General features: G+C 69.1%; 18 protein-coding genes and 1 riboswitch. Of the genes, 7 read left to right on the forward strand and 11 right to left on the reverse strand.

Going from position 1 to position 17,497, the window contains the following annotated elements:
- Positions 1 to 130: 130 nt before the first annotated feature.
- Both A5728_RS11515 and A5728_RS11520 read right to left on the reverse strand, forming a co-directional pair.
- Complete coding sequence (locus A5728_RS11515) at positions 131 to 742, reverse strand: C40 family peptidase (RefSeq protein WP_064847208.1); 612 nt, start codon at positions 740 to 742, stop codon at positions 131 to 133.
- 3 nt (positions 743 to 745) lie between these two features.
- Positions 746 to 945: riboswitch (cyclic di-AMP (ydaO/yuaA leader) on the reverse strand.
- 359 nt (positions 946 to 1,304) lie between these two features.
- Entirely contained in the window at positions 1,305 to 2,015 is a 711-nt protein-coding gene (locus tag A5728_RS11520) for a metal-dependent transcriptional regulator (RefSeq protein WP_064847209.1), read from the reverse strand.
- Positions 2,016 to 2,221: 206 nt separating this feature from the next.
- On the opposite strand from A5728_RS11520, the gene serC reads away from it, so the two are divergent.
- Positions 2,222 to 3,340 (forward strand): phosphoserine transaminase, encoded by a 1,119-nt coding sequence (gene serC / locus A5728_RS11525; protein WP_064847235.1) that lies wholly within the window; start codon positions 2,222 to 2,224, stop codon positions 3,338 to 3,340.
- A 6-nt stretch (positions 3,341 to 3,346) separates the two neighbouring features.
- On the opposite strand, the gene A5728_RS11530 is transcribed toward serC, so the two are convergent.
- The 3 genes from A5728_RS11530 to A5728_RS11540 are packed head-to-tail and all read right to left on the reverse strand — an operon-like array spanning position 3,347 to position 5,587.
- Positions 3,347 to 4,594, reverse strand: a complete 1,248-nt coding sequence (locus A5728_RS11530) for an MFS transporter (protein WP_064847210.1) — start codon at positions 4,592 to 4,594, stop codon at positions 3,347 to 3,349.
- A gap of 56 nt (positions 4,595 to 4,650) precedes the next feature.
- Positions 4,651 to 5,211, reverse strand: coding sequence for a DUF3027 domain-containing protein (locus A5728_RS14895; RefSeq protein WP_064847211.1), 561 nt, complete (start codon positions 5,209 to 5,211; stop codon positions 4,651 to 4,653).
- A complete protein-coding gene (locus A5728_RS11540) occupies positions 5,204 to 5,587 on the reverse strand; it encodes a cold-shock protein (RefSeq protein ID WP_064847236.1) in 384 nt (127 codons plus the stop codon). The genes A5728_RS14895 and A5728_RS11540 overlap by 8 nt, the downstream gene beginning before the upstream one ends.
- 149 nt (positions 5,588 to 5,736) lie before the next feature.
- Here A5728_RS11540 and A5728_RS11545 point away from each other — a divergent pair, with 149 nt between their 5' ends.
- The 4 genes from A5728_RS11545 to A5728_RS11560 all read left to right on the forward strand — a co-directional run bounded on the left by A5728_RS11545 (position 5,737) and on the right by A5728_RS11560 (position 8,669).
- The gene (locus A5728_RS11545) at positions 5,737 to 5,994 is read left to right on the forward strand and encodes a hypothetical protein (protein WP_064847212.1); all 258 of its coding nucleotides are present in this window, start codon (positions 5,737 to 5,739) and stop codon (positions 5,992 to 5,994) included.
- A gap of 87 nt (positions 5,995 to 6,081) precedes the next feature.
- Positions 6,082 to 6,795 (forward strand): response regulator transcription factor, encoded by a 714-nt coding sequence (locus tag A5728_RS11550; protein ID WP_035963961.1) that lies wholly within the window; start codon positions 6,082 to 6,084, stop codon positions 6,793 to 6,795.
- Between the two features lie 4 nt (positions 6,796 to 6,799).
- Positions 6,800 to 8,272 carry a HAMP domain-containing sensor histidine kinase gene (locus A5728_RS11555; RefSeq protein WP_197493188.1) on the forward strand — a complete coding sequence of 491 codons (1,473 nt, stop codon included), beginning with the start codon at positions 6,800 to 6,802 and terminating at the stop codon, positions 8,270 to 8,272.
- 106 nt (positions 8,273 to 8,378) lie between these two features.
- Entirely contained in the window at positions 8,379 to 8,669 is a 291-nt protein-coding gene (locus tag A5728_RS11560) for a WXG100 family type VII secretion target (protein ID WP_064847213.1), read from the forward strand.
- A gap of 8 nt (positions 8,670 to 8,677) precedes the next feature.
- Here the strand turns inward: A5728_RS11560 and A5728_RS11565 are convergent, their stop codons facing one another.
- The 4 genes from A5728_RS11565 to A5728_RS11580 all read right to left on the reverse strand — a co-directional run bounded on the left by A5728_RS11565 (position 8,678) and on the right by A5728_RS11580 (position 12,452).
- Positions 8,678 to 9,619: an RNase H family protein gene (locus A5728_RS11565; RefSeq protein WP_064847214.1), complete on the reverse strand. Its 942-nt coding sequence runs from the start codon at positions 9,617 to 9,619 to the stop codon at positions 8,678 to 8,680.
- A gap of 239 nt (positions 9,620 to 9,858) precedes the next feature.
- Positions 9,859 to 11,493, reverse strand: coding sequence for a chaperonin GroEL (groL, locus tag A5728_RS11570; RefSeq protein WP_064847215.1), 1,635 nt, complete (start codon positions 11,491 to 11,493; stop codon positions 9,859 to 9,861).
- Between the two features lie 256 nt (positions 11,494 to 11,749).
- Positions 11,750 to 12,076 carry a hypothetical protein gene (locus tag A5728_RS14900; protein ID WP_064847216.1) on the reverse strand — a complete coding sequence of 109 codons (327 nt, stop codon included), beginning with the start codon at positions 12,074 to 12,076 and terminating at the stop codon, positions 11,750 to 11,752.
- 151 nt (positions 12,077 to 12,227) lie between these two features.
- Positions 12,228 to 12,452 (reverse strand): DUF3263 domain-containing protein, encoded by a 225-nt coding sequence (locus A5728_RS11580; protein WP_035963809.1) that lies wholly within the window; start codon positions 12,450 to 12,452, stop codon positions 12,228 to 12,230.
- Positions 12,453 to 12,511: 59 nt separating this feature from the next.
- Here A5728_RS11580 and A5728_RS11585 point away from each other — a divergent pair, with 59 nt between their 5' ends.
- On the forward strand, positions 12,512 to 13,195 hold the full coding sequence (locus tag A5728_RS11585) for a uracil-DNA glycosylase (RefSeq protein ID WP_082943443.1): 684 nt from the start codon (positions 12,512 to 12,514) through the stop codon (positions 13,193 to 13,195).
- 19 nt (positions 13,196 to 13,214) lie between these two features.
- Positions 13,215 to 14,066 carry a siderophore-interacting protein gene (locus A5728_RS11590; protein WP_064847217.1) on the forward strand — a complete coding sequence of 284 codons (852 nt, stop codon included), beginning with the start codon at positions 13,215 to 13,217 and terminating at the stop codon, positions 14,064 to 14,066.
- A 4-nt stretch (positions 14,067 to 14,070) separates the two neighbouring features.
- Here A5728_RS11590 and A5728_RS11595 read toward each other — a convergent pair whose 3' ends face one another.
- Positions 14,071 to 16,188 carry a threonine/serine exporter ThrE family protein gene (locus A5728_RS11595; RefSeq protein ID WP_064847218.1) on the reverse strand — a complete coding sequence of 706 codons (2,118 nt, stop codon included), beginning with the start codon at positions 16,186 to 16,188 and terminating at the stop codon, positions 14,071 to 14,073.
- Between the two features lie 148 nt (positions 16,189 to 16,336).
- Positions 16,337 to 17,419, reverse strand: coding sequence for a peptidoglycan bridge formation glycyltransferase FemA/FemB family protein (locus A5728_RS11600; RefSeq protein WP_035963815.1), 1,083 nt, complete (start codon positions 17,417 to 17,419; stop codon positions 16,337 to 16,339).
- Positions 17,420 to 17,497 lie beyond the last annotated feature (78 nt).

Consider the following 17,497-nt stretch of genomic DNA (forward strand, 5'->3'; position numbering starts at 1 on the left):
AGATTACTTTCGATTTTCAGGTGGTTCCGGCGCGGTGTGCCGACCGAGGTCCGGGGACCCGGCCAGGACACCCGGCCGCAATGTGGCTCGGTGTGGACCGCGCATCATGCTCGGGCGCGGTGTCACCGGGTCACCGGAAGGTGTAGTAACCGTCCAGCTGCATGGCATTCACGGAGTGAACCTGAGTGCCCTGCGAGGGATTGAGAGCGGAGATCATCTGGCCGTTGCCGATGTAGATCCCCACGTGGGAGCCGCCGTTCTGGGAGACCAGATCGCCGGGCTGCGGGTTGGAGGTGGGGGTGCCAGCGGCGAACTGGGCCCAGGTGGTGCGGGGCAGGTTGATGCCGTTCTGGGCGTAGACCCACTGGGTGAAGCCGGAGCAGTCCCAGGCCTTGAAGCCAACGCCGCCCCAGACGTACGCGCCGCCGATGCCCTGGTAGGCGGTGCCCACCAGACCACCCGTGGAGTGGTTCGACTGGGTGCTCACGCTGGCGGCGGAGCCCACGGTGTTGGTGGTCTGCATGGTGTACGACGCGTTGTAGGCCTGCACCGAGGAGGTGGACGCCTGGTAGCCATAGGAAGCCGTGGAGCCCAGATCGACGAGACCGCTCGAGGCCTGCGCGGGGGCCGCGAGGCCGACCACGGCGGCACCAGCGACGACCGTACCGATAGTGGTGTTACGCACGAGGTGCGACTTCGTCTCGGCGCGGTGCCGGGCAGAGTTCTGCTTCATGAAAGACATATGTGTTCCTCCCTGCGCCTACGAGGTGAGCTGTCGGGTTCGGATGGGAGACATCCGGCCGCACGCACCTAGGTGCCGTGCTGGCTTGACCCCAAGGACCCGTCTGATTGCAACGAGTCCGGAAGTGGTTCCCCCGCTTCTGCCATGCGGATGTTCTGTGTACGGGTCCCGGAGCGCATGGCAGAACTCGGCGAACGCTCGGGAGTGGCGATCCGACCAGTGATCGGCACGGGCATGACTGTACAGGATGGATAACGAAAATGTCACGTTTTGATTACAGCCGGTCACGCATCGGGCATCGGTCGCTATGAATCACCGTGGATTACCACGACCGTCGATATCAATCGGCCGCCTCAGCACGCCCGCCCGCTCGAAAGCCCACACCACAGAAAAGGCCCCTGACCTGCGGTGATACAAGGCTCACCCAGTGAGCGAAGGTCGAAACCGCACCGATCACCCGTGATTGTCCACACAGTCGAAAGATCACGGTCAACTTCTCGAAGATCACGGCGCGTCGCGTTCCGACGTCACCGGAAGCAACCGCGGAGAGACGCAGCGGCGATCAAGCCTCGGCGGCGGCCACCCGAATGGCGCGCGCGGTGGCGGAGTCCAGGTCCAGGGACACTCCCGAATCGACCCGGGTCACCACGACCCGGTTCTCGTCCCCGGGGTTGATCTCGGCCGTGACCCTGGAGCCCGTGAGGATGCCCGCGGAGCTGAGCATCTCGATGAGTTCCTGATCCGCCTGCACCACTTCCGGCAGCAGCCGGACCACGTACTCCGTGGAGTCCTGGGCTCCGGCGACCTCGAGCAGGGTGAGGCCGTCGAAGACCTCGGCCGCGGCACCGGTGCCGTGGTGCTCGCCCCGCCCCGGGATGGGCGTGCCGTACGGGGAGTTCTCGGGATCCCCCAGGAGGTTCACGAGCCGCTGTTCCACGCGCTCACTCATCACGTGTTCCCAGCGGCAGGCCTCCTCGTGGACGTGCGCCATGTCCAGGCCCACCACGTCCGCGAGGAGTCGTTCGGCGAGCCGGTGCTTGCGCATCACGGACACAGCGGTGGTGCGCCCGGCCTCGGTGAGTTGCAGGGAGCGGTCCGGCGCGACCGAGAGCAGGCCGTCGCGCTCCATGCGGGAGACGGTCTGAGACACGGTGGGGCCGGAGTGGTGCAGGCGTTCCACGATGCGGGCTCGCATGGGGGTGATCCCCTCTTCCTCCAGCTCCAGCACCGTGCGCAAGTACATTTCGGTGGTGTCGATCAGATCGCCGCTCATGGTTCGTCCTCAGATTTCTGCGCACCACAGCGCGCGGGTCAACGACCCCCGGTGGGGGCTGCCGTTCAGCCTAGTCTGAATGATTCAGGATAATTATAGCCAGTGGGTGTCCTGGCGGCAGGCGTCTCGAACGCGCCATCGACTCCCCGGGCGGGCACAATGGGGGACACACCCGACCGCCCGCCAGAGGAGCCTTCGTGACCAGCATGCCCGTGATCCCCCCGTCCCTGTTGCCCGCGGATGGCCGTTTCGGCGCGGGCCCGTCCCGGGTGCGGGCCGAGCAGGTGGCCGCGCTCGAACGCGGTGGCAGCACACTGCTGGGTACGTCCCACCGCCAGGCCCCGGTCAAGAACCTGGTAGCGCAGGTGCAGGAGCGCCTCGCCGAGTTCTTCGCACTGCCCGAGGGGTACGAGATCGTGCTGGGTCTCGGTGGGTCCAGCACCTTCTGGGACAGCGCGGCCTTCAGCCTCGTGTCCCGGCGCGCCGAGCACCTCAGCTTCGGGGAGTTCGGCGCCAAGTTCGCGCACGTGACGGATCGCGCACCGTTCCTCGAACCCTCCGTGGTCATCGAGGCCCCGGCCGGTTCGCGCCCCGAGGGGCCTCGCGTGGCGCCCGGGGTGGACGTCTACGCGTGGCCCCAGAACGAGACCTCCACCGGCGTCGCCATGCCCGTACAGCGCGTTCACGCGGACAACGGCGCTCTGACGGTCATCGACGCGACGTCCGCCGCGGGTGGGATGGCGGTCGACCTCTCTGAGACCGATGTCTACTACTTCTCCCCGCAGAAGAACTTCGGCAGTGACGGCGGGATCTGGTTCGCCGCCTTCTCCCCCGCCGCGCTCGATCGGGTCGAGCGCATCGCCGCGTCCGGTCGCTGGATCCCGGACGTGCTGTCCCTTGCCACGGCCGTGGAGAACTCCCGCAAGCACCAGACCTACAACACCCCCGCACTCGCGGGGCTCGTGATGCTCAACGAGCAGGCGGGCTGGCTCAACGCGCAGGGCGGTCTGGACTGGGCATCCCGCCGCACGGCCGAGACCTCGGGGCTCGTCTACGACTGGGCGCAACGCAGCGACGTCGCCGCCCCGTTCGTCACGCTGGCCGAGCACCGCTCCCCCGTGGTGTGCACGGTGGACTTCGACGACGCGGTGGACGCCGCCCGGATCGCGGCCGTCCTGCGCGCGAACGGCGTGGTGGACGTGGAGCCGTACCGCAAGCTCGGGCGCAACCAGTTGCGGATCGCCACGTTCGTCTCCGTACCGTCGGAGGACGTCCGCGCCCTGTTGGAGTGCATCGACTGGGCCGTGGCGCACGGCCTGGACTGAGCGGACTCAGCCGCGCGGCGTCGTCCCCGGCGCCGCCATGGACGACGTCGCGAGCTGCGGTTCCCGGCGCAGTCGCCACGCGAAGCACGCGCCGATCAGCGCGCCCACGACCGCGGCGAGCACCGCCGCACCCATGCCCCACCGCGCCCCGAGCGTGTCGGTCAGCCACCCCACGGTGGGTGCGCCGATCGGCGTACCGCCCATGAAGATGGCCATGTAGAGACTCATCACGCGCCCGCGCATCGCGGGTGCGGTGGTCGTCTGGACATAGGCGTTGGCGGTGGTCATGATCGTGAGCGACGCGATGCCGCACGGGATCAGCCACAGCGCGAAAACCCACAGCGTGGGGGCGGTGGCCGCACCCAGGCACGTGATCGCGAAGGCCACGCAGCCTAAGAAGATGTAGCGCAACCGCGCCCGCGCGCGGCGGGCGGAGAGCAACGCCCCGGTCAGGGTGCCTACTGCCAGGATCGAGTTGAGGACGCCGAACTCCTCGGAGCCGCGCCCGAACACGGAACCACCCATGGCCGCGAGGAACACGGCGAAGTTCATCCCGAACGTGCCGATCATGAAGATCGTGCTCATGACCGCCACGAGGTCCGGGCGGTGGAGCACATATCCGATGCCCTCCCGGATCTGCCCGCGTGCCCGCCGCGCGCGTGGAGCGGGACGCAACTTGGCGGCGTCGATCAGCACGATCGCGCAGATCATCGCGGCGAACGTGAGGGTGTTGATCATGAAGACCCACCCCGTGCCCACGGCGGCGACCAGCACACCGGCGACCGCGGGACCGATCAACCGCGCCGAGTTGAACGATGTGGAATTCAGGGCCACTGCGTTGGACACGTGGGTGTCCGGGACCATCTCCGAGACGAACGTCTGCCGGACGGGGGCGTCGAACGTCGCGACGATCCCCAGGCCCAGCGCGAACGCGTACACGGTGGGCAACTGCGCGACGTCCAGGAGCAACAGGATGCCCAACCCCAGGGCCAGCAGCGCCATGACACCCTGCGTGATCACAAGGATCCGGCGCCGGTCGTAGCGGTCCGCGAGCACCCCCGCGTAGGGGGCGAGCAGCAATTGCGGAACGAACTGCAGGGCCATCACCACGCCCATGGCCGTGGCGTCGTGATCGGTCAGTTCATCGAACACGAGCCATGACTGGGCGGTGCGCTGCATCCACGTACCCACGTTGGACACGAGCGCGCCCGTGAACCACAGACGGTAGTTACGGATGCGCAGGGACCGGAACATCCCCGACTCCGGGACCGCCGGCGGCGGGGTCCCGGGGGCGGCGGCCGGTCTGCTGCCTACGATGCCGCGCCGTCCTCGGCGTCTTCCGATGCAGCGTACTCGTCCTCGGTGCGGGAGGTCTCCCCATCGGTGGAGGTCTCCTCGGCGGGTGCGGTGTCATCGTCACCGGCGTGCTCGGCGTCGGCGGAGTCCTGTCCGTCGCCCGGGTGCTCGCCCCCCTCCGCCGGGGAGTCGTGCTCGTCCTGCGCCTCCTGCTCCTGGAGCGCCTGCATCCGCTCCTCCCATGGCACCCAGTCCGGGGCCAGGAGGGAATCAGGACCCGCCACGAGGCCGGTCTCGCACACGGTCACGTGCTTGCTGCGCGGGGCCCGGGCCACGGTCGCGTACCACGCCCAGCCGGGGTAGCCAGCCAGGCGACAGTCGAAGAGGTGGGTCAGCAGCCGGTCCTCGTGCACGGTGACACCGAGGTGTTCCCCCACCGAGGACGCGTCCGTCACGGGGGCCAGCACAGCCTCCCGCGCGAGATCCACCGCGCCCGTAAGCACCGGGTCCTGCTTGGGTGTGCGTGTACGCCCCGCGGGTCGCTGCGGAGCGGTCTCCGCGGTGGTCTCAGACATCGAGCTCATCCGCCACGGTGCGCAGGATGGTCGCGATCTTCTTGCCGTGCGAGTGGTCCGGGTAGCGCCCCCGGCGCAGTCCGTTGGACATCCCGTCCAACAACCGGATGAGGTCCTCGGTGAGCACGGCCATCTCCTCGGGGGGCTTGCGCGTGTTGCGAGCCACGGACTGCGGCTTGCTCAGTAAGGTCGCGGACAGGGCCTGCGCACCGCGCTTGCCGTCCGCGATCCCGAAATCCATGCGGGTCCCGGGCTTGACCGTGGTGACCCCCTTGGGCAGGGCGGACGAATGCAGGAACACTTCCTGGCCGTCGTCGGTGGCCAGGAAGCCGAAACCCTTGTCTGCGTCGAACCACTTGACCTTGCCCGTGGGCACGCGGATCACCTCAGTCTCTCGTCGCCGTGTCTGCGCGGCCACCGGCGGGAACGCCAGCGGCTCGCGAAGTCAATAGTTTAGCCCCCTCATGATCGCCCCGGGCCCGGATTCAACCCACCGCGTAACCGGTCCTTGCTACCGTAAGGACCATGTCCGAACCCACCGTTCCCACCGCATCCGGCCGCACCTCCCCGAGCCCTCGCCGGGGCATGTCCCCCCTGCTCGTCGTCACACTGGTCCTCGCGTTCGTGTGCGTGCTGTCGCTGGTGGCGGTGCTCGTGGCGGCCGCCGGAGGGCACGTGATCTGGGGCGGGTTCACGGTCTTCCCCGCGATCTTCCTCCCCGTGACCTTCCTGCTGATGTGCGTGGAACTGTTGCGGGGCGCGCGACGGCGCTCGGCCCGCTGAGGCGCGCGCAGCGGCGTCGCCGTCCTTCCAGATAACGGACGGCCGGAGAACAGAATCCATTCAGGAAACTCGGAGATACTGACGGGCGTGAACACGAAAACACCCGAAGCGAAACTGCTCGTCGTCGACGACGAACCCAACATCCTGGAACTGCTGGCCACCTCCCTGCGATTCGCGGGCTTCGAAGTGGTCACCGCGGCGAACGGCCGGGACGCCCTGCTCAAGGCCGAGGCCGAGGACCCGGACCTCGCCGTGCTGGACGTCATGCTCCCGGACATCGACGGATTCTCCGTGACCCGCAAGCTGCGCGCCGCCGGACGCCACTTCCCCATCCTGTTCCTCACCGCCAAGGACGACACCGACGACAAGGTCGCCGGCCTGACCGTGGGCGGTGACGACTACGTCACAAAGCCGTTCAGTCTGGACGAGGTCGTCGCCCGCATCCGCGCCGTGTTGCGCCGCACCCAGCCGCTCGAGGAGGAGGACTCCCGGCTGCGCGTGGACGACCTGGTCCTGGACGACGACGCCCACGAGGTCTTCCGCGGCGGGCGCGAGATCGACCTGTCCCCCACCGAGTTCAAGCTGCTGCGCTACCTCATGCTCAACCCCAACCGGGTGCTGTCCAAGGCCCAGATCCTGGACCACGTGTGGGAGTACGACTTCAACGGGGACGCCTCCATCGTGGAGTCCTACATCTCCTATCTGCGCCGCAAGATCGACAACGACCCCGAGCAGCCGTCCCTGATCCACACCAAGCGCGGCGTGGGTTACCTCTTGCGCTCGGCGGACAAGCGCCACTGAACCGTTGAACGTCCTCACCCGCCGGTTCCGCTCCGCATCCCTGCGTTCCCAGCTGATGGCCCTCACGGGGCTGTTGCTGACCATCAGCATCTCGGTGACCACGCTCGTGGCCGTGTCCGTGCTGCGCGACTCGCTCGTGACCAGCATGGACCAGGAACTGCGCGGGTCCGTGAACACCGTGGCCCCGGTGCTCACGGGAGCGCTGCAGGGTGACGTGACCACACCGGTGCCCAATTCGGGGTACCTGCTGGATCAGAACGGCAACGTGGTGGCGAGCGCTCGCAGCGGTACCGGCACGTCCCCGGACAGCTCGAGTCCAGATCTGAGCGGGATGACCCTGGACTACGTCATGGCCCACGACGGCCAGGCGGAGACCGTGGGATCCGTGGGCGTCCCCGAGCGCAAGTGGCGGGTGGTGCCCACCAAACTCACGGCGTTCGACATGTCCGTGGTCGTGGCCGAACCCCTGGACCGCACCAACGCGATCATCTCCGGCGTGGGGTTGCTGACGTTCAGCTTCGGCCTGGCCACCCTGCTCGCGGCCATGACCGTGGGCTGGGTCATGGTCACCCGGGCGTTCCAACCGTTGCGGCAGGTCGAGGCCACGGCCGCCCGGATCGCGGAGGGGGACCTCTCCCAGCGCATGGAGGGTTACAACCCCCAGACCGAGATCGGACAGCTCTCGGGCTCGCTCAACGCGATGCTCGGCCACATCGAGGACGCGTTCGACGCCCGCACCCGCTCCGAGATCAAACTGCGGCGGTTCGTCGCGGACGCCTCCCACGAGCTGCGCACCCCCCTGGTGTCGATCCGCGGGTACTCGGAGTTGTACCGCCACGGCGCGCTGCAGACGCCCGAGGACGTGGGCAAGGCCATGGAACGCATCGAGTCCGAGTCCAAGCGGATGACCCAGCTCGTGGAGGACCTGCTGACCCTGGCCCGGTTGGACGAACGCCGGGTCGCCACCACTCGACCAGTGGACCTCTTGCACCTGGCGTACGACGCCGCGTCCGACGCCCACGCCACAGCACCGGACCGCACGGTGCGGGTCGTGGGGCTGCACGACTCCCAGCCCGAGGCCGCGTGGGTGCACGGGGACGAGTCCAAGCTGCGCCAGGTCGTGGCCAATCTGATCACCAACGCCCTGCGCTACACCCCCGCGGGATCGCCGCTCGAACTTGCGGTGGGTCTGGAGAGTGCCGTGGACGGCGGGTTCACCTCCGTACTGCAGGTGCGCGACCACGGGCCCGGTATCGACCGGGAGGACGCCGAGCGCGTCTTCGAACGCTTCTACCGCGCGGATTCCTCCCGCACCCGCGAGACCGGCGGCACGGGGCTGGGCCTGTCCATCGTGGCCGCGATCATCGCCCAGCACGACGGCGCGGTGAAACTCGAGGAGACCGACGGCGGCGGGGCGACCTTCACCGTGCGGATCCCCCACACGAAACCTGTGGACGAGGACTCCGAGGACGCCTGAGTCCCCATCCCCTCCCTCTCCGGGGCGTTGCGCGGCACGAGCTGCCTAGCGTGGATCGGGCCCGGCAACCCACCGGCCACCGCATCCGCTCCAGGGAGGAAACACCATGGCCCACTTCGTCGTGGACAGTGACACCATTGCCGCCAAGTCTCAGCAGGCCCACGGGCACATCGAACGGCTCAGCTCCGAGGTCAACGGCATGAGCGCCACGCTCGCCGATCTCCAGGCCTCGTGGACCGGCACCGCCTCGGCCAGCTTCCAGGAGGCCTTCCACTCCTGGCGCTCCGCGCAGGCCCAGATGGAACAGGCCGTGGCCCAGATCAACCAGGCGCTCGCGACCGCGGGCACCCAGTACGCCGAGACCGAGGCCGCGAACGCGCGGATGTTCGCCGGGTGAGCCCGGGCTCAGACCTCCGCCGTGACCTGGTGGTACCGCAGTAGCCATGGGCCCATGTCGTGGTGCTGGTCCTCGCGGACCCACACGGAACTGCGCCGGGTCACGACGGATGTCTCCTCGAGCCGGTAGCTCACGTGGTAGGCGTGCGCGCCCAGGGCCGTGACCCGCAGCTCCCGGGGCTCGCACCCTGCGGCTTCGACGATGCTCAGCACGGACTCGGGGGCTGCCGTGGCACCTCGCCGGTCCACGCACACCAGGTCGGGGTGCAGGGACTCCCCCGGTCCACCGGGAGCATTCCCGCGGCCGAGAACCGTGGCCTCACGCGAGGCCGCGTCCGAGATGAGATGCTCGGGGGTGCCGCCGGAATCCGGGGAGTCCGTGGACCCGGCGTGACCCGCCGGAAGGTCCTCCGAGGAGGCCCACGCGGAGAAAAGATCCGGTTCCACGTCTCCCGCCTCGATTCCGCGGCCCGCGTCGTCCCGGAAGCCCGGCCCCGCGGGCATGTCCTCCGGCGCGGTGCCGGACTGGTAGGCCGCGGCCATGGCGCGGGCGCGCTCGTCCGCGGCCTCGTTGAGCTCGTGACCCGCGTGCCCCTTGACCCACTCGAAGCTGACGTCCCGACCGGAGAGCTCGCGGTCCAGCGCCTTCATGATCTCCACGTTGAGCACGGGTTTGCCGTCGCGCTTCTTCCAGCCCTTCTTCTTCCAGCCCGGCATCCACTTGGTGACCGAGTTGATCACGTACTGGCTGTCGCACAGCACCCGCAGCGGTTCGTCCGCGCGGTGCCGGGTGGAGCGGAGCAGATCGAGCACCGCGGTGAGCTCGCCCATGTTGTTGGTCCCGTGGGCCCAACCCCCCGCGCGCCACGAGGTGGGATCGATGTACCAGGCCCACCCCGCGGGTCCGGGGTTGCCGAGCGCGGAGCCGTCCGCGGAAGCGATGATCGTCATGCGCTCATCCTCGCAAAACCTCCCGACACGTTGAACCACCGCCGCTGACAGGCGATCGCCCGGTCCCGCATTGGCCCGCGGTTCAGCGGACCGCCCCGGGGCCACCACCCGGGCGCGCGAAGAGCACCCGGGTGCGCGAGCACTCCCGGAGATGCGAGAACCCCGGGGACAGCACGTGTCCCCGGGGTTCTCGAAATGCCCGCCCGTGTAGCGGGCGGAACTCACTCAGAAGAGCGAGATCACATCATGCCGCCCATGCCACCCATGGGATCGGCACCCGCGCCCGCACCGGCGGCCTCGGGCTCGGGCTTGTCCGCGACCACGGCTTCGGTGGTCAGGAACAGCCCGGCGATGGACGCCGCGTTCTGCAGGGCGGAACGGGTCACCTTGACGGGGTCGTTGATGCCCGCGGCCATGAGGTCCTCGTACTCGCCGGTGGCGGCGTTGAGGCCCCAACCGGTCTCGAGCCCGCGCACCTTGTCCACAACCACGCCCGGCTCGAGACCGGCGTTCAGCGCGATCTGCTTGAGCGGCGCGTCGATCGCGACCTTGACGATGTTGGCACCGGTCGCCTCGTCCCCGGACAGCCCGAGGGACTCGAAGACCTTGGCACCGGCCTGGATCAGGGCCACGCCACCACCAGCGACGATGCCCTCCTCCACGGCGGCCTTGGCGTTGCGCACGGCATCCTCGATGCGGTGCTTGCGCTCCTTGAGCTCGACCTCGGTGGCGGCACCCGCCTTGAGGACGGCCACTCCGCCGGCCAGCTTGGCCAGGCGCTCTTGCAACTTCTCGCGGTCGTAGTCGGAGTCGGAGTTGTTGATCTCCGCACGGATCTGGGCCACGCGACCCTCGATCTCCTCCTGCGTACCGGCGCCGTCCACGATGGTGGTCTCGTCCTTGGTCACCACGACCTTGCGGGCCTGGCCCAGCAGGTCGATCGTGGCGGACTCGAGCGACAGGCCCACCTCTTCGGTGATGACCTGGCCGCCGGTGAGGATCGCGATGTCCGCAAGCTGGGCCTTGCGGCGGTCACCGAAGCCGGGGGCCTTGACGGCCACGGACTTCACGGCACCGCGCATCTTGTTCAGCACGAGCATGGCGAGCGCTTCGCCGTCCACGTCCTCGGCGATGATCAGCAGCGGCTTGCCGGCCTGCATGATCTTCTCGAGTACGGGAACCAGGTCCTTCACGGCGGAGATCTTGGAGTTGACGATCAGGATGTAGGGGTCCTCGAGGACGGCTTCCTGACGGTCGGCGTCGGTCACGAAGTAACCGGAGAGGTAGCCCTTGTCGAAGCGCATGCCCTCGGTCAGCTCAAGGTCCAGCCCGAAGGTGTTGGACTCCTCGACGGTGATGACGCCTTCCTTGCCGACCTTCTCCATGGCCTCGGCGATGAGCTTGCCGATCTCCGGGTCCGCGGCGGAGATGGACGCGGTCGCGGCGATCTCCTCCTCGGTCTCGATCTCCTTGGCGGAGGACAGCAGCTGCTCGGTCACGGCGGCCACGGCCTTCTCGATGCCACGCTTGAGGGACAGCGGGTCCGCACCGGCGGCCACGTTGCGCAGGCCCTCCTTCACGAGGGCCTGGGCCAACACCGTGGCTGTGGTGGTGCCGTCACCGGCGACGTCGTCGGTCTTCTTGGCGACCTCCTTGACGAGCTCGGCGCCGATCTTCTCGTACGGCTCCTCGAGCTCGATCTCCTTGGCGATGGACACGCCGTCGTTGGTGATCGTGGGGGCGCCCCAGGACTTCTCGAGGACCACGTTGCGTCCGCGCGGGCCGAGGGTGACCTTGACGGCGTCCGCGAGGGTGTTCAGGCCCCGCTCGAGGCCGCGGCGGGCTTCTTCGTCGAATGCGATCATCTTTGCCATGTGTTTCGTCCCTCCTGGACGGTTGACAAACAAGACTTGTCATCACGATGCCCGCGACGGACGGTGCCGCGCCGCGATCCTCACCGCGCCGCAACCACCTCACCGTGATGTCACTCGTCCGCCGCGCGACCACCACCGGACCCGGTTAGCAGTCCACGCGACTGAGTGCTAATCCCATAGTGGCACTCGTCATGCCGGAACCGCAAACGCCCTGCGTCCAGTGGACTCAGGTTTCGTCCCCGGCTGAACGGGCGGCTCAGGCGGCCGCGGGGGCTCCGGGCACGACGTCGCTCGCGGCCGTCCCGAGCGCCACGGCACCCACCGCGGAGGCACCGGCCGCGACGTCATCGTCCGGGGACACCGCAACGGCTGCGGCGGGGAGGGCGAGCGCTTCCTGGGCCGTGCGCGGGGCGTTCACAAAGGCCACCGCCCCCAGGACGAGGGCGAGCACACCGGTCACGAGGATGACCAGGAACTTGCCCCGGGACCCCGCTCGGGCATTCGGGTTATGGCCTCGGTGGGCACCCTGCCTGGCGCCGTCCTCGGGGACGTCGTCGAACTCGTCACGGGGGTACTCGCTCATGCTGTGGCTCTCCTCAACGAACGGCGGGATCAGGGGCGCCGACCCGCGGGTGCCGGGACCGTGGGACGGCGTGCGCCCCGCCTGCCGGACCCGCGGCGGTCAGGGGTCCGCGGTGCGCTGCCCACTATCCCACGCGCACCCGGGGACCCACTCAGCGATTGCGCGCGCGGCGCAACCGGGAGATCAGCATGGGGGCGTGGCGCGCGGCGGCCTCTGAGGAGATCAGGGCGTTGAGCCGCTGATAGTAGTGCACGGGGCTCAACCCCAGGCGGGAGCGGATCGCGGACTCCTTGGCGCCGCGGTACTTCCAGTGCTCGGACTCCAGGTCCAGGATGGCCCGGTCGAGCTCGTCGAGGCCGTCGCCCGTGGTAGACATGGGCTCAACCCTAACGCTCCGGGCGGCACCCGGAGGCCGCACGCCCTGGAGGTCGCACCGTGAACACCCCGCCCCCGTTGCACGAGATCATGAACGAGGAGTGGGCCCGTGCCTTGCAACCCGTGGAGCCGCAGATTCGGGCCGTGGGCGAGTTCCTGCGCGGCGAACACGCCGAGGGCCACCACACCCTGCCCGCTGGGGACCACATCTTCCGCGCGCTTCGCGAGCCGATGTCCGCGGTCAAGGTGTTGATCGTGGGCCAGGACCCCTACCCCACCCCGGGCCACGCGATGGGCCTCTCGTTCTCGGTGGCCCCGGACGTGCGCCCGATCCCGCGGTCCCTGCAGAACATCTACAAGGAACTGCACTCCGATCTGGGGATCACACCGCCCGCGCACGGGGACCTGTCCTCGTGGGCCGAGCAGGGCGTCATGCTGCTCAACAGGGTCCTTACGGTGCGCGCGGGCTCCCCCGCGTCCCACCGGGGCAAGGGCTGGGAAGCGGTCACGGAGTGCGCGATCCGCGCGCTCGGGGCGCGCGAGCAACCCCTCGTCGGCATCCTGTGGGGTCGCGACGCCCGCGGCACCAAGGACTGGCTGGGTGGGGCGCCCACCGTGGAATCGGTGCACCCGTCCCCGTTGTCCGCGTCCCGGGGGTTCTTCGGTTCCCGCCCGTTCTCCCGCGCCAACGAGCTGCTGCAACAACAGGGCGCCCAGCCCGTCTCGTGGGAACTGCCCGCGTAGCAACACCTACGCTGGACGCATGGCACAAACTCCGGCGCGACCCCGCAAGCCCCAGCTCAATCTCACGGTCACGGACCGGATTCAGCTCTCCCCGGGCATGGTGCGCGTGGTGTGCAGGATCGAGAACGCCGAGCAGTTCCAGGACATGGAGGCGCCGGAGAAGTACGTCAAGCTCGTCTTCTTCTCCGCAGCCACGCTCGCGGCGACCGCGCCCGGCGCGTTCCCCGACTACTGGGCCGCGCGCGAAAACGCCGCACCCCAGGACCAGCCCGTCACGCGGCACATGACCCTGCGCCACACGGAACCCGACACCGAGACCGTGTGGATCGACGTCGCCCTGCACGGCACCGAAGGCTATGCGGGGCCGTGGGCGGATGCCGCGTCCCCCGGAGACCGGATCGTGGCGCTCGGCCCGGGCGGCAAGTGGCTCCCGGATCCGGCCGCCGCGTGGAGCGTCTTCGCTGGCGACGACGCCGCCGTCCCCGCCGTGCTCGCGAACCTCGAGGCGCTGCCCGCCTCGGCGCGCGGAGAAGCCGTCCTGGAGGTCGAGGACGCCTCCCACGAACTCGACCTCACCGATCTCGCGATCCCCGAGGGCGTCCGGGTGCGCTGGGTGCACCGCGCCGCTCAGCAGGACGGTGAGCGCGCCCTCGTGACGGGACTCGCGAACGCCGCGTGGCCCGAGGACACCGCGGGGGTGCAGGCGTTCGTGCACGGCGAGCGCGAGGCCATGAAGGCTGCCCGGAAGGAACTGCTCGACGTCCGCGGGCTCGAGCGTTCGCAGGTATCCCTGTCCGGGTACTGGGCGGCCGGGCGGGCCGAGGAGACGTTCCAGGCGGAGAAGAAGCTGCCCGTGGGCAAGATCCTCTGACCGGTCAGCGGCGGCGGTTGCGCCGCTGGGAGAGGTACTGCATCCGCTCGATAAACGGGCGCATGAGGTACTTGGCGAGCACCACGCCCGCCGCGAGGAGCACGATGGACACCATGGCGTTGACGAGTCCCGTGATGCCGTCCCCCGTGGTCTCGTTCTCCACGGTGATCGCGTACATTCCGCGGAACAGGCTCAACCCGGGCAGCAGGTAGGTCATCGCGGGGATCGCGAGGATCGCCTGCGGGATCTTGGCCCTCGCCGCGAGCAGCGCGGCCACGCAACCGCTCGCCACAGCCCCCACGCCCGTGGCCAATCGTGTGCTGGGATCGAAGCTGCCGATGCCGTGGTAAAAACCGAGGCCCACGAGGGCCGCGGCCACGGCGGGCAGCAGGTGACGCGGCTTCGCCTGCATGGTGATCGCGATCAGAGCGGTGGAGATCAGCATGAACACCGTGTTGGTCATGGCTGCCGCGGGTGTGAACCCGGACTGGGAAACGTCAATCCGTGGGACCCCCAGGTGCGCGGACAAGGTGATCCCCAGGGCGATCCCGGCCACGATCCCCAGGAACGCCATGGCGGTGGACAGTAGTCGTCCGGCCGCGGTCACGGGGAAACCGTTGATCGCGTCCTGCATCGTGGAGACCATGCGGGTGGTGGGCAACAGCATGATGATCCCACCGGCGATGACCCTGGGCGGGGACACCTCGACCCCCACCGCCGAGATCAACAGGGCACCGAGCGTGACCACCAGGGCGTTGGCCGCGAGGGAGAAGAACTCCGGGATCCGCCACGCCCCCAGTTTCGCCGTGACGGACTGCACCACCACGGAGGAGACCACGGCCACGAGCGCACCGGCCGGGCTGCCGCCGATCGCCAGCGTGATGGTCCCCGCCGCGATCACCGTGGCGAGCCACACGACCCACTTGGGGTAGGGCTTGGGTCGGGCGTTGATCCGGGCTAGCTCCCGTTCGGCGTCCCGCAGGGGCGTGTTGCCCTCGATGATCCGGGTCACGAGCTGATGGGAGTCCGCGAGACCCGAGTAGTTGTCGGTCCATGAACGCACCACGCGCATCACGGTGTGGCTCGAGGTCGAAGAATCGCCCCACGGGTCCTGGCCGGTGCGCGGCGCGGAGCTCCCGCGCTGCTCCCCCGTGGTCCCGGGTGTGCCCGCCAGGGCGGTCGCGGGGTGGGCGGAGGAACCGGTGTCCTCGGTGACCCGCCGCGGGGCCTCGCCGGCGGCGGTGAGTTTGCCCGTGGCCGTGGTCTCCGCGACGTAGTTGATGGTCACCGACTGGTTGGTGATGTCCACGTCCAGGTTCTCCACCCCGTACGTGGCGCACACCGCGATGATCGCGTTCTCCACGTCCAGCGCGTCCGCGCCGTAGTGGAACATGGTCTCGGCCAGGCGCAGCGCGAAGTTCAGGGTGCGCCGGGCCTGGCGGTCCGTGCTGTCCCCGAACTTGCGCAGGTGCTGGAACGGTGTGGCGGTGAGCCGGTCCACCACACGCATGGGCGCGGTGGGCGCGGCGTCCCCCTGCACGAGGGAGCGCAACAGTGCCTTGGGTGCCCGCGACGGTTTGACCCGGGTGGCCGGGTACACGCCCCGCGAGATCGCGGTGGTCGCGGGCGCCGGCTCGTGCGCCACGGTTTCCGGGCGCTCCACGGGTGAGCTCGCGGGGGCGGTGCCACGCCGGGACGGGCTGCCGATGGGTTCGGTCAATGCCGCGGGAACCGCCGCCCGGTGCCCCTGGCCCGCGCGGTCGGCGGCGATCTGGCCCGGTGTGAGGACGGGCAGGGAGGAGACCTGCGGCGTTCCGGTGCCGGTCGCGGGACCGCGCCCGGCGCTGCGGGGACGGACGCCGGGGACCCGCAGCTGCGACGTCGTCCGGGTGTCGGTGTGCACGGGCGCGCTACGCAGTTCCGCCCGGGCGGCCTGTTCCTCGGTGGGGCGCGGTGCGTAACGCGTACGACGCCGCGGACTCGTGTGCTGCACGGCGTCGCGCAGCGCGGTGTCCCCGGCGGGACCGAACGGTTCACCGTCCACCGCGTGCGGGCCCGTGCTCTCACCCGAGGACGGGTAGCCCTGGTGCGCCAGACGCGTCAATTGCTCGCTCACGCTCACGTGGGATCACCCTTCCCTGCCGCCGCAGGCACTGTTCGACTCCTGTGTGCTGGGGTGCGGCCCACACGCATCCGCTCGCGCGCCCGTGCTCGCCCACGTCCTCGCCTGCGGGCGAGCGGGGGCCGGGTGGAGGGGCCGCGGCCGCCGGTCAGTAGAAGGGCTGACCCGTGCGGCGCACCCACAACTGGCGCTGTACCTTCTCCGCCACGTTGTTCCACACAGCGTATTTCGCGCGGCTGAGTGGCTGATCCCAAACGCCCACGTAATCCACGACAGTCTTGGTGAAGCTCGTCTTGAACAACCCCAGACCGTAGTAGGGGTGCTCCTTGTTCTTGAGCTGGTCGGAGGGCGGGGTCCCGCAGAAGTCGTACTGGGTGATCTCGTGGTCCTGCTTCAGGTCCGTGATGGCGCTCCACTGCACGAGGTGCGAGTCCCCGTACTGCTTGCGCCGCGGCTTGGAGCCGCCATCCTTGTAGGTGCCCTTGCGCCCGTAGGAGATCACGTAGGCACCCACCGAGGGCTTGCCGTCCTCGTACGTGAAGTAGAGCCGGCCCTGACCGCGATCGGCAAAATTGTTCCAGAACGCCCGGTAGTACTCGTAGGAACGCAGGGTCACCTTGGCGTGACCCTGACCCACGGAATCCATGAGCGCGTACATCGCGCGCATGTTCTCCTCCGTGAGCGGGACTTGGTCCACCTCGCAGCCCTCGCGGGTCGCACGGCGCACCGCGTTGCGACCCCGCGAGTGCAGGGACTTGAGCAGGGCCTTCTCGTCCATGTCCGTGTCCAGCACGGCGGTGGAGTCGTTGGGCTGAATCTCGAAGGACTTCACGAGTCCGCTGCGCGCCATCACGCCCGCGGCGTAGTCGGAGGCCACGATCTCGGGTTCGTACTTGATCGCGAACACGCCGCGCGCGGGACCCGCCACGAAGCGCTCGTTGGCCGCCACGATGCCGGGGATGTCGTCCACGCTCGCCACGTCCGGGCCCTTGATCATGTACCACAGCCTGCCCAGGGCGGGCACGGACTTCTCGAGCACCAGGTTGTAACTGGGCTGCGAACCGTCCGTGGGTTCGTACACCACGTACTGCGGCTTCCACCCGTGGTCCTTCTTGACCAGCGCGAACGCCTCCGACTGCAACAGGTTGCCGCCCGAGGGGTTGGCCGTGACGTGGGAGTCCCACTCGGCGATTTCCTGATCGGTGGCAAAACGTGCCGTGAATTCTCGCAAGGCTCTCTCAATCCTGTACAGGGGGGCACTGACGACGTGAGGCGGCGCCGCGCTGTCGCGGCACCGCCTCACATGGTA

The sequence above is a fragment of the Kocuria sp. ICS0012 genome, from assembly GCF_001665945.1.
Classification (GTDB): Bacteria; Actinomycetota; Actinomycetes; order Actinomycetales; family Micrococcaceae; genus Kocuria; species Kocuria marina.

What these genes read in the sequence shown, in the direction of transcription:
- A5728_RS11515 (WP_064847208.1), bottom strand. Translation starts at nt 742, where the DNA reads ATGTCTTTCATGAAGCAGAACTCTGCCCGGCACCGCGCCGAGACGAAG.
- A5728_RS11520 (WP_064847209.1), bottom strand. Translation starts at nt 2,015, where the DNA reads ATGAGCGGCGATCTGATCGACACCACCGAAATGTACTTGCGCACGGTG.
- serC (WP_064847235.1), top strand. Translation starts at nt 2,222, where the DNA reads ATGCCCGTGATCCCCCCGTCCCTGTTGCCCGCGGATGGCCGTTTCGGC.
- A5728_RS11530 (WP_064847210.1), bottom strand. Translation starts at nt 4,594, where the DNA reads ATGTTCCGGTCCCTGCGCATCCGTAACTACCGTCTGTGGTTCACGGGC.
- A5728_RS14895 (WP_064847211.1), bottom strand. Translation starts at nt 5,211, where the DNA reads ATGTCTGAGACCACCGCGGAGACCGCTCCGCAGCGACCCGCGGGGCGT.
- A5728_RS11545 (WP_064847212.1), top strand. Translation starts at nt 5,737, where the DNA reads ATGTCCGAACCCACCGTTCCCACCGCATCCGGCCGCACCTCCCCGAGC.
- A5728_RS11560 (WP_064847213.1), top strand. Translation starts at nt 8,379, where the DNA reads ATGGCCCACTTCGTCGTGGACAGTGACACCATTGCCGCCAAGTCTCAG.
- A5728_RS11565 (WP_064847214.1), bottom strand. Translation starts at nt 9,619, where the DNA reads ATGACGATCATCGCTTCCGCGGACGGCTCCGCGCTCGGCAACCCCGGA.
- groL (WP_064847215.1), bottom strand. Translation starts at nt 11,493, where the DNA reads ATGGCAAAGATGATCGCATTCGACGAAGAAGCCCGCCGCGGCCTCGAG.
- A5728_RS14900 (WP_064847216.1), bottom strand. Translation starts at nt 12,076, where the DNA reads ATGAGCGAGTACCCCCGTGACGAGTTCGACGACGTCCCCGAGGACGGC.
- A5728_RS11580 (WP_035963809.1), bottom strand. Translation starts at nt 12,452, where the DNA reads ATGTCTACCACGGGCGACGGCCTCGACGAGCTCGACCGGGCCATCCTG.
- A5728_RS11590 (WP_064847217.1), top strand. Translation starts at nt 13,215, where the DNA reads ATGGCACAAACTCCGGCGCGACCCCGCAAGCCCCAGCTCAATCTCACG.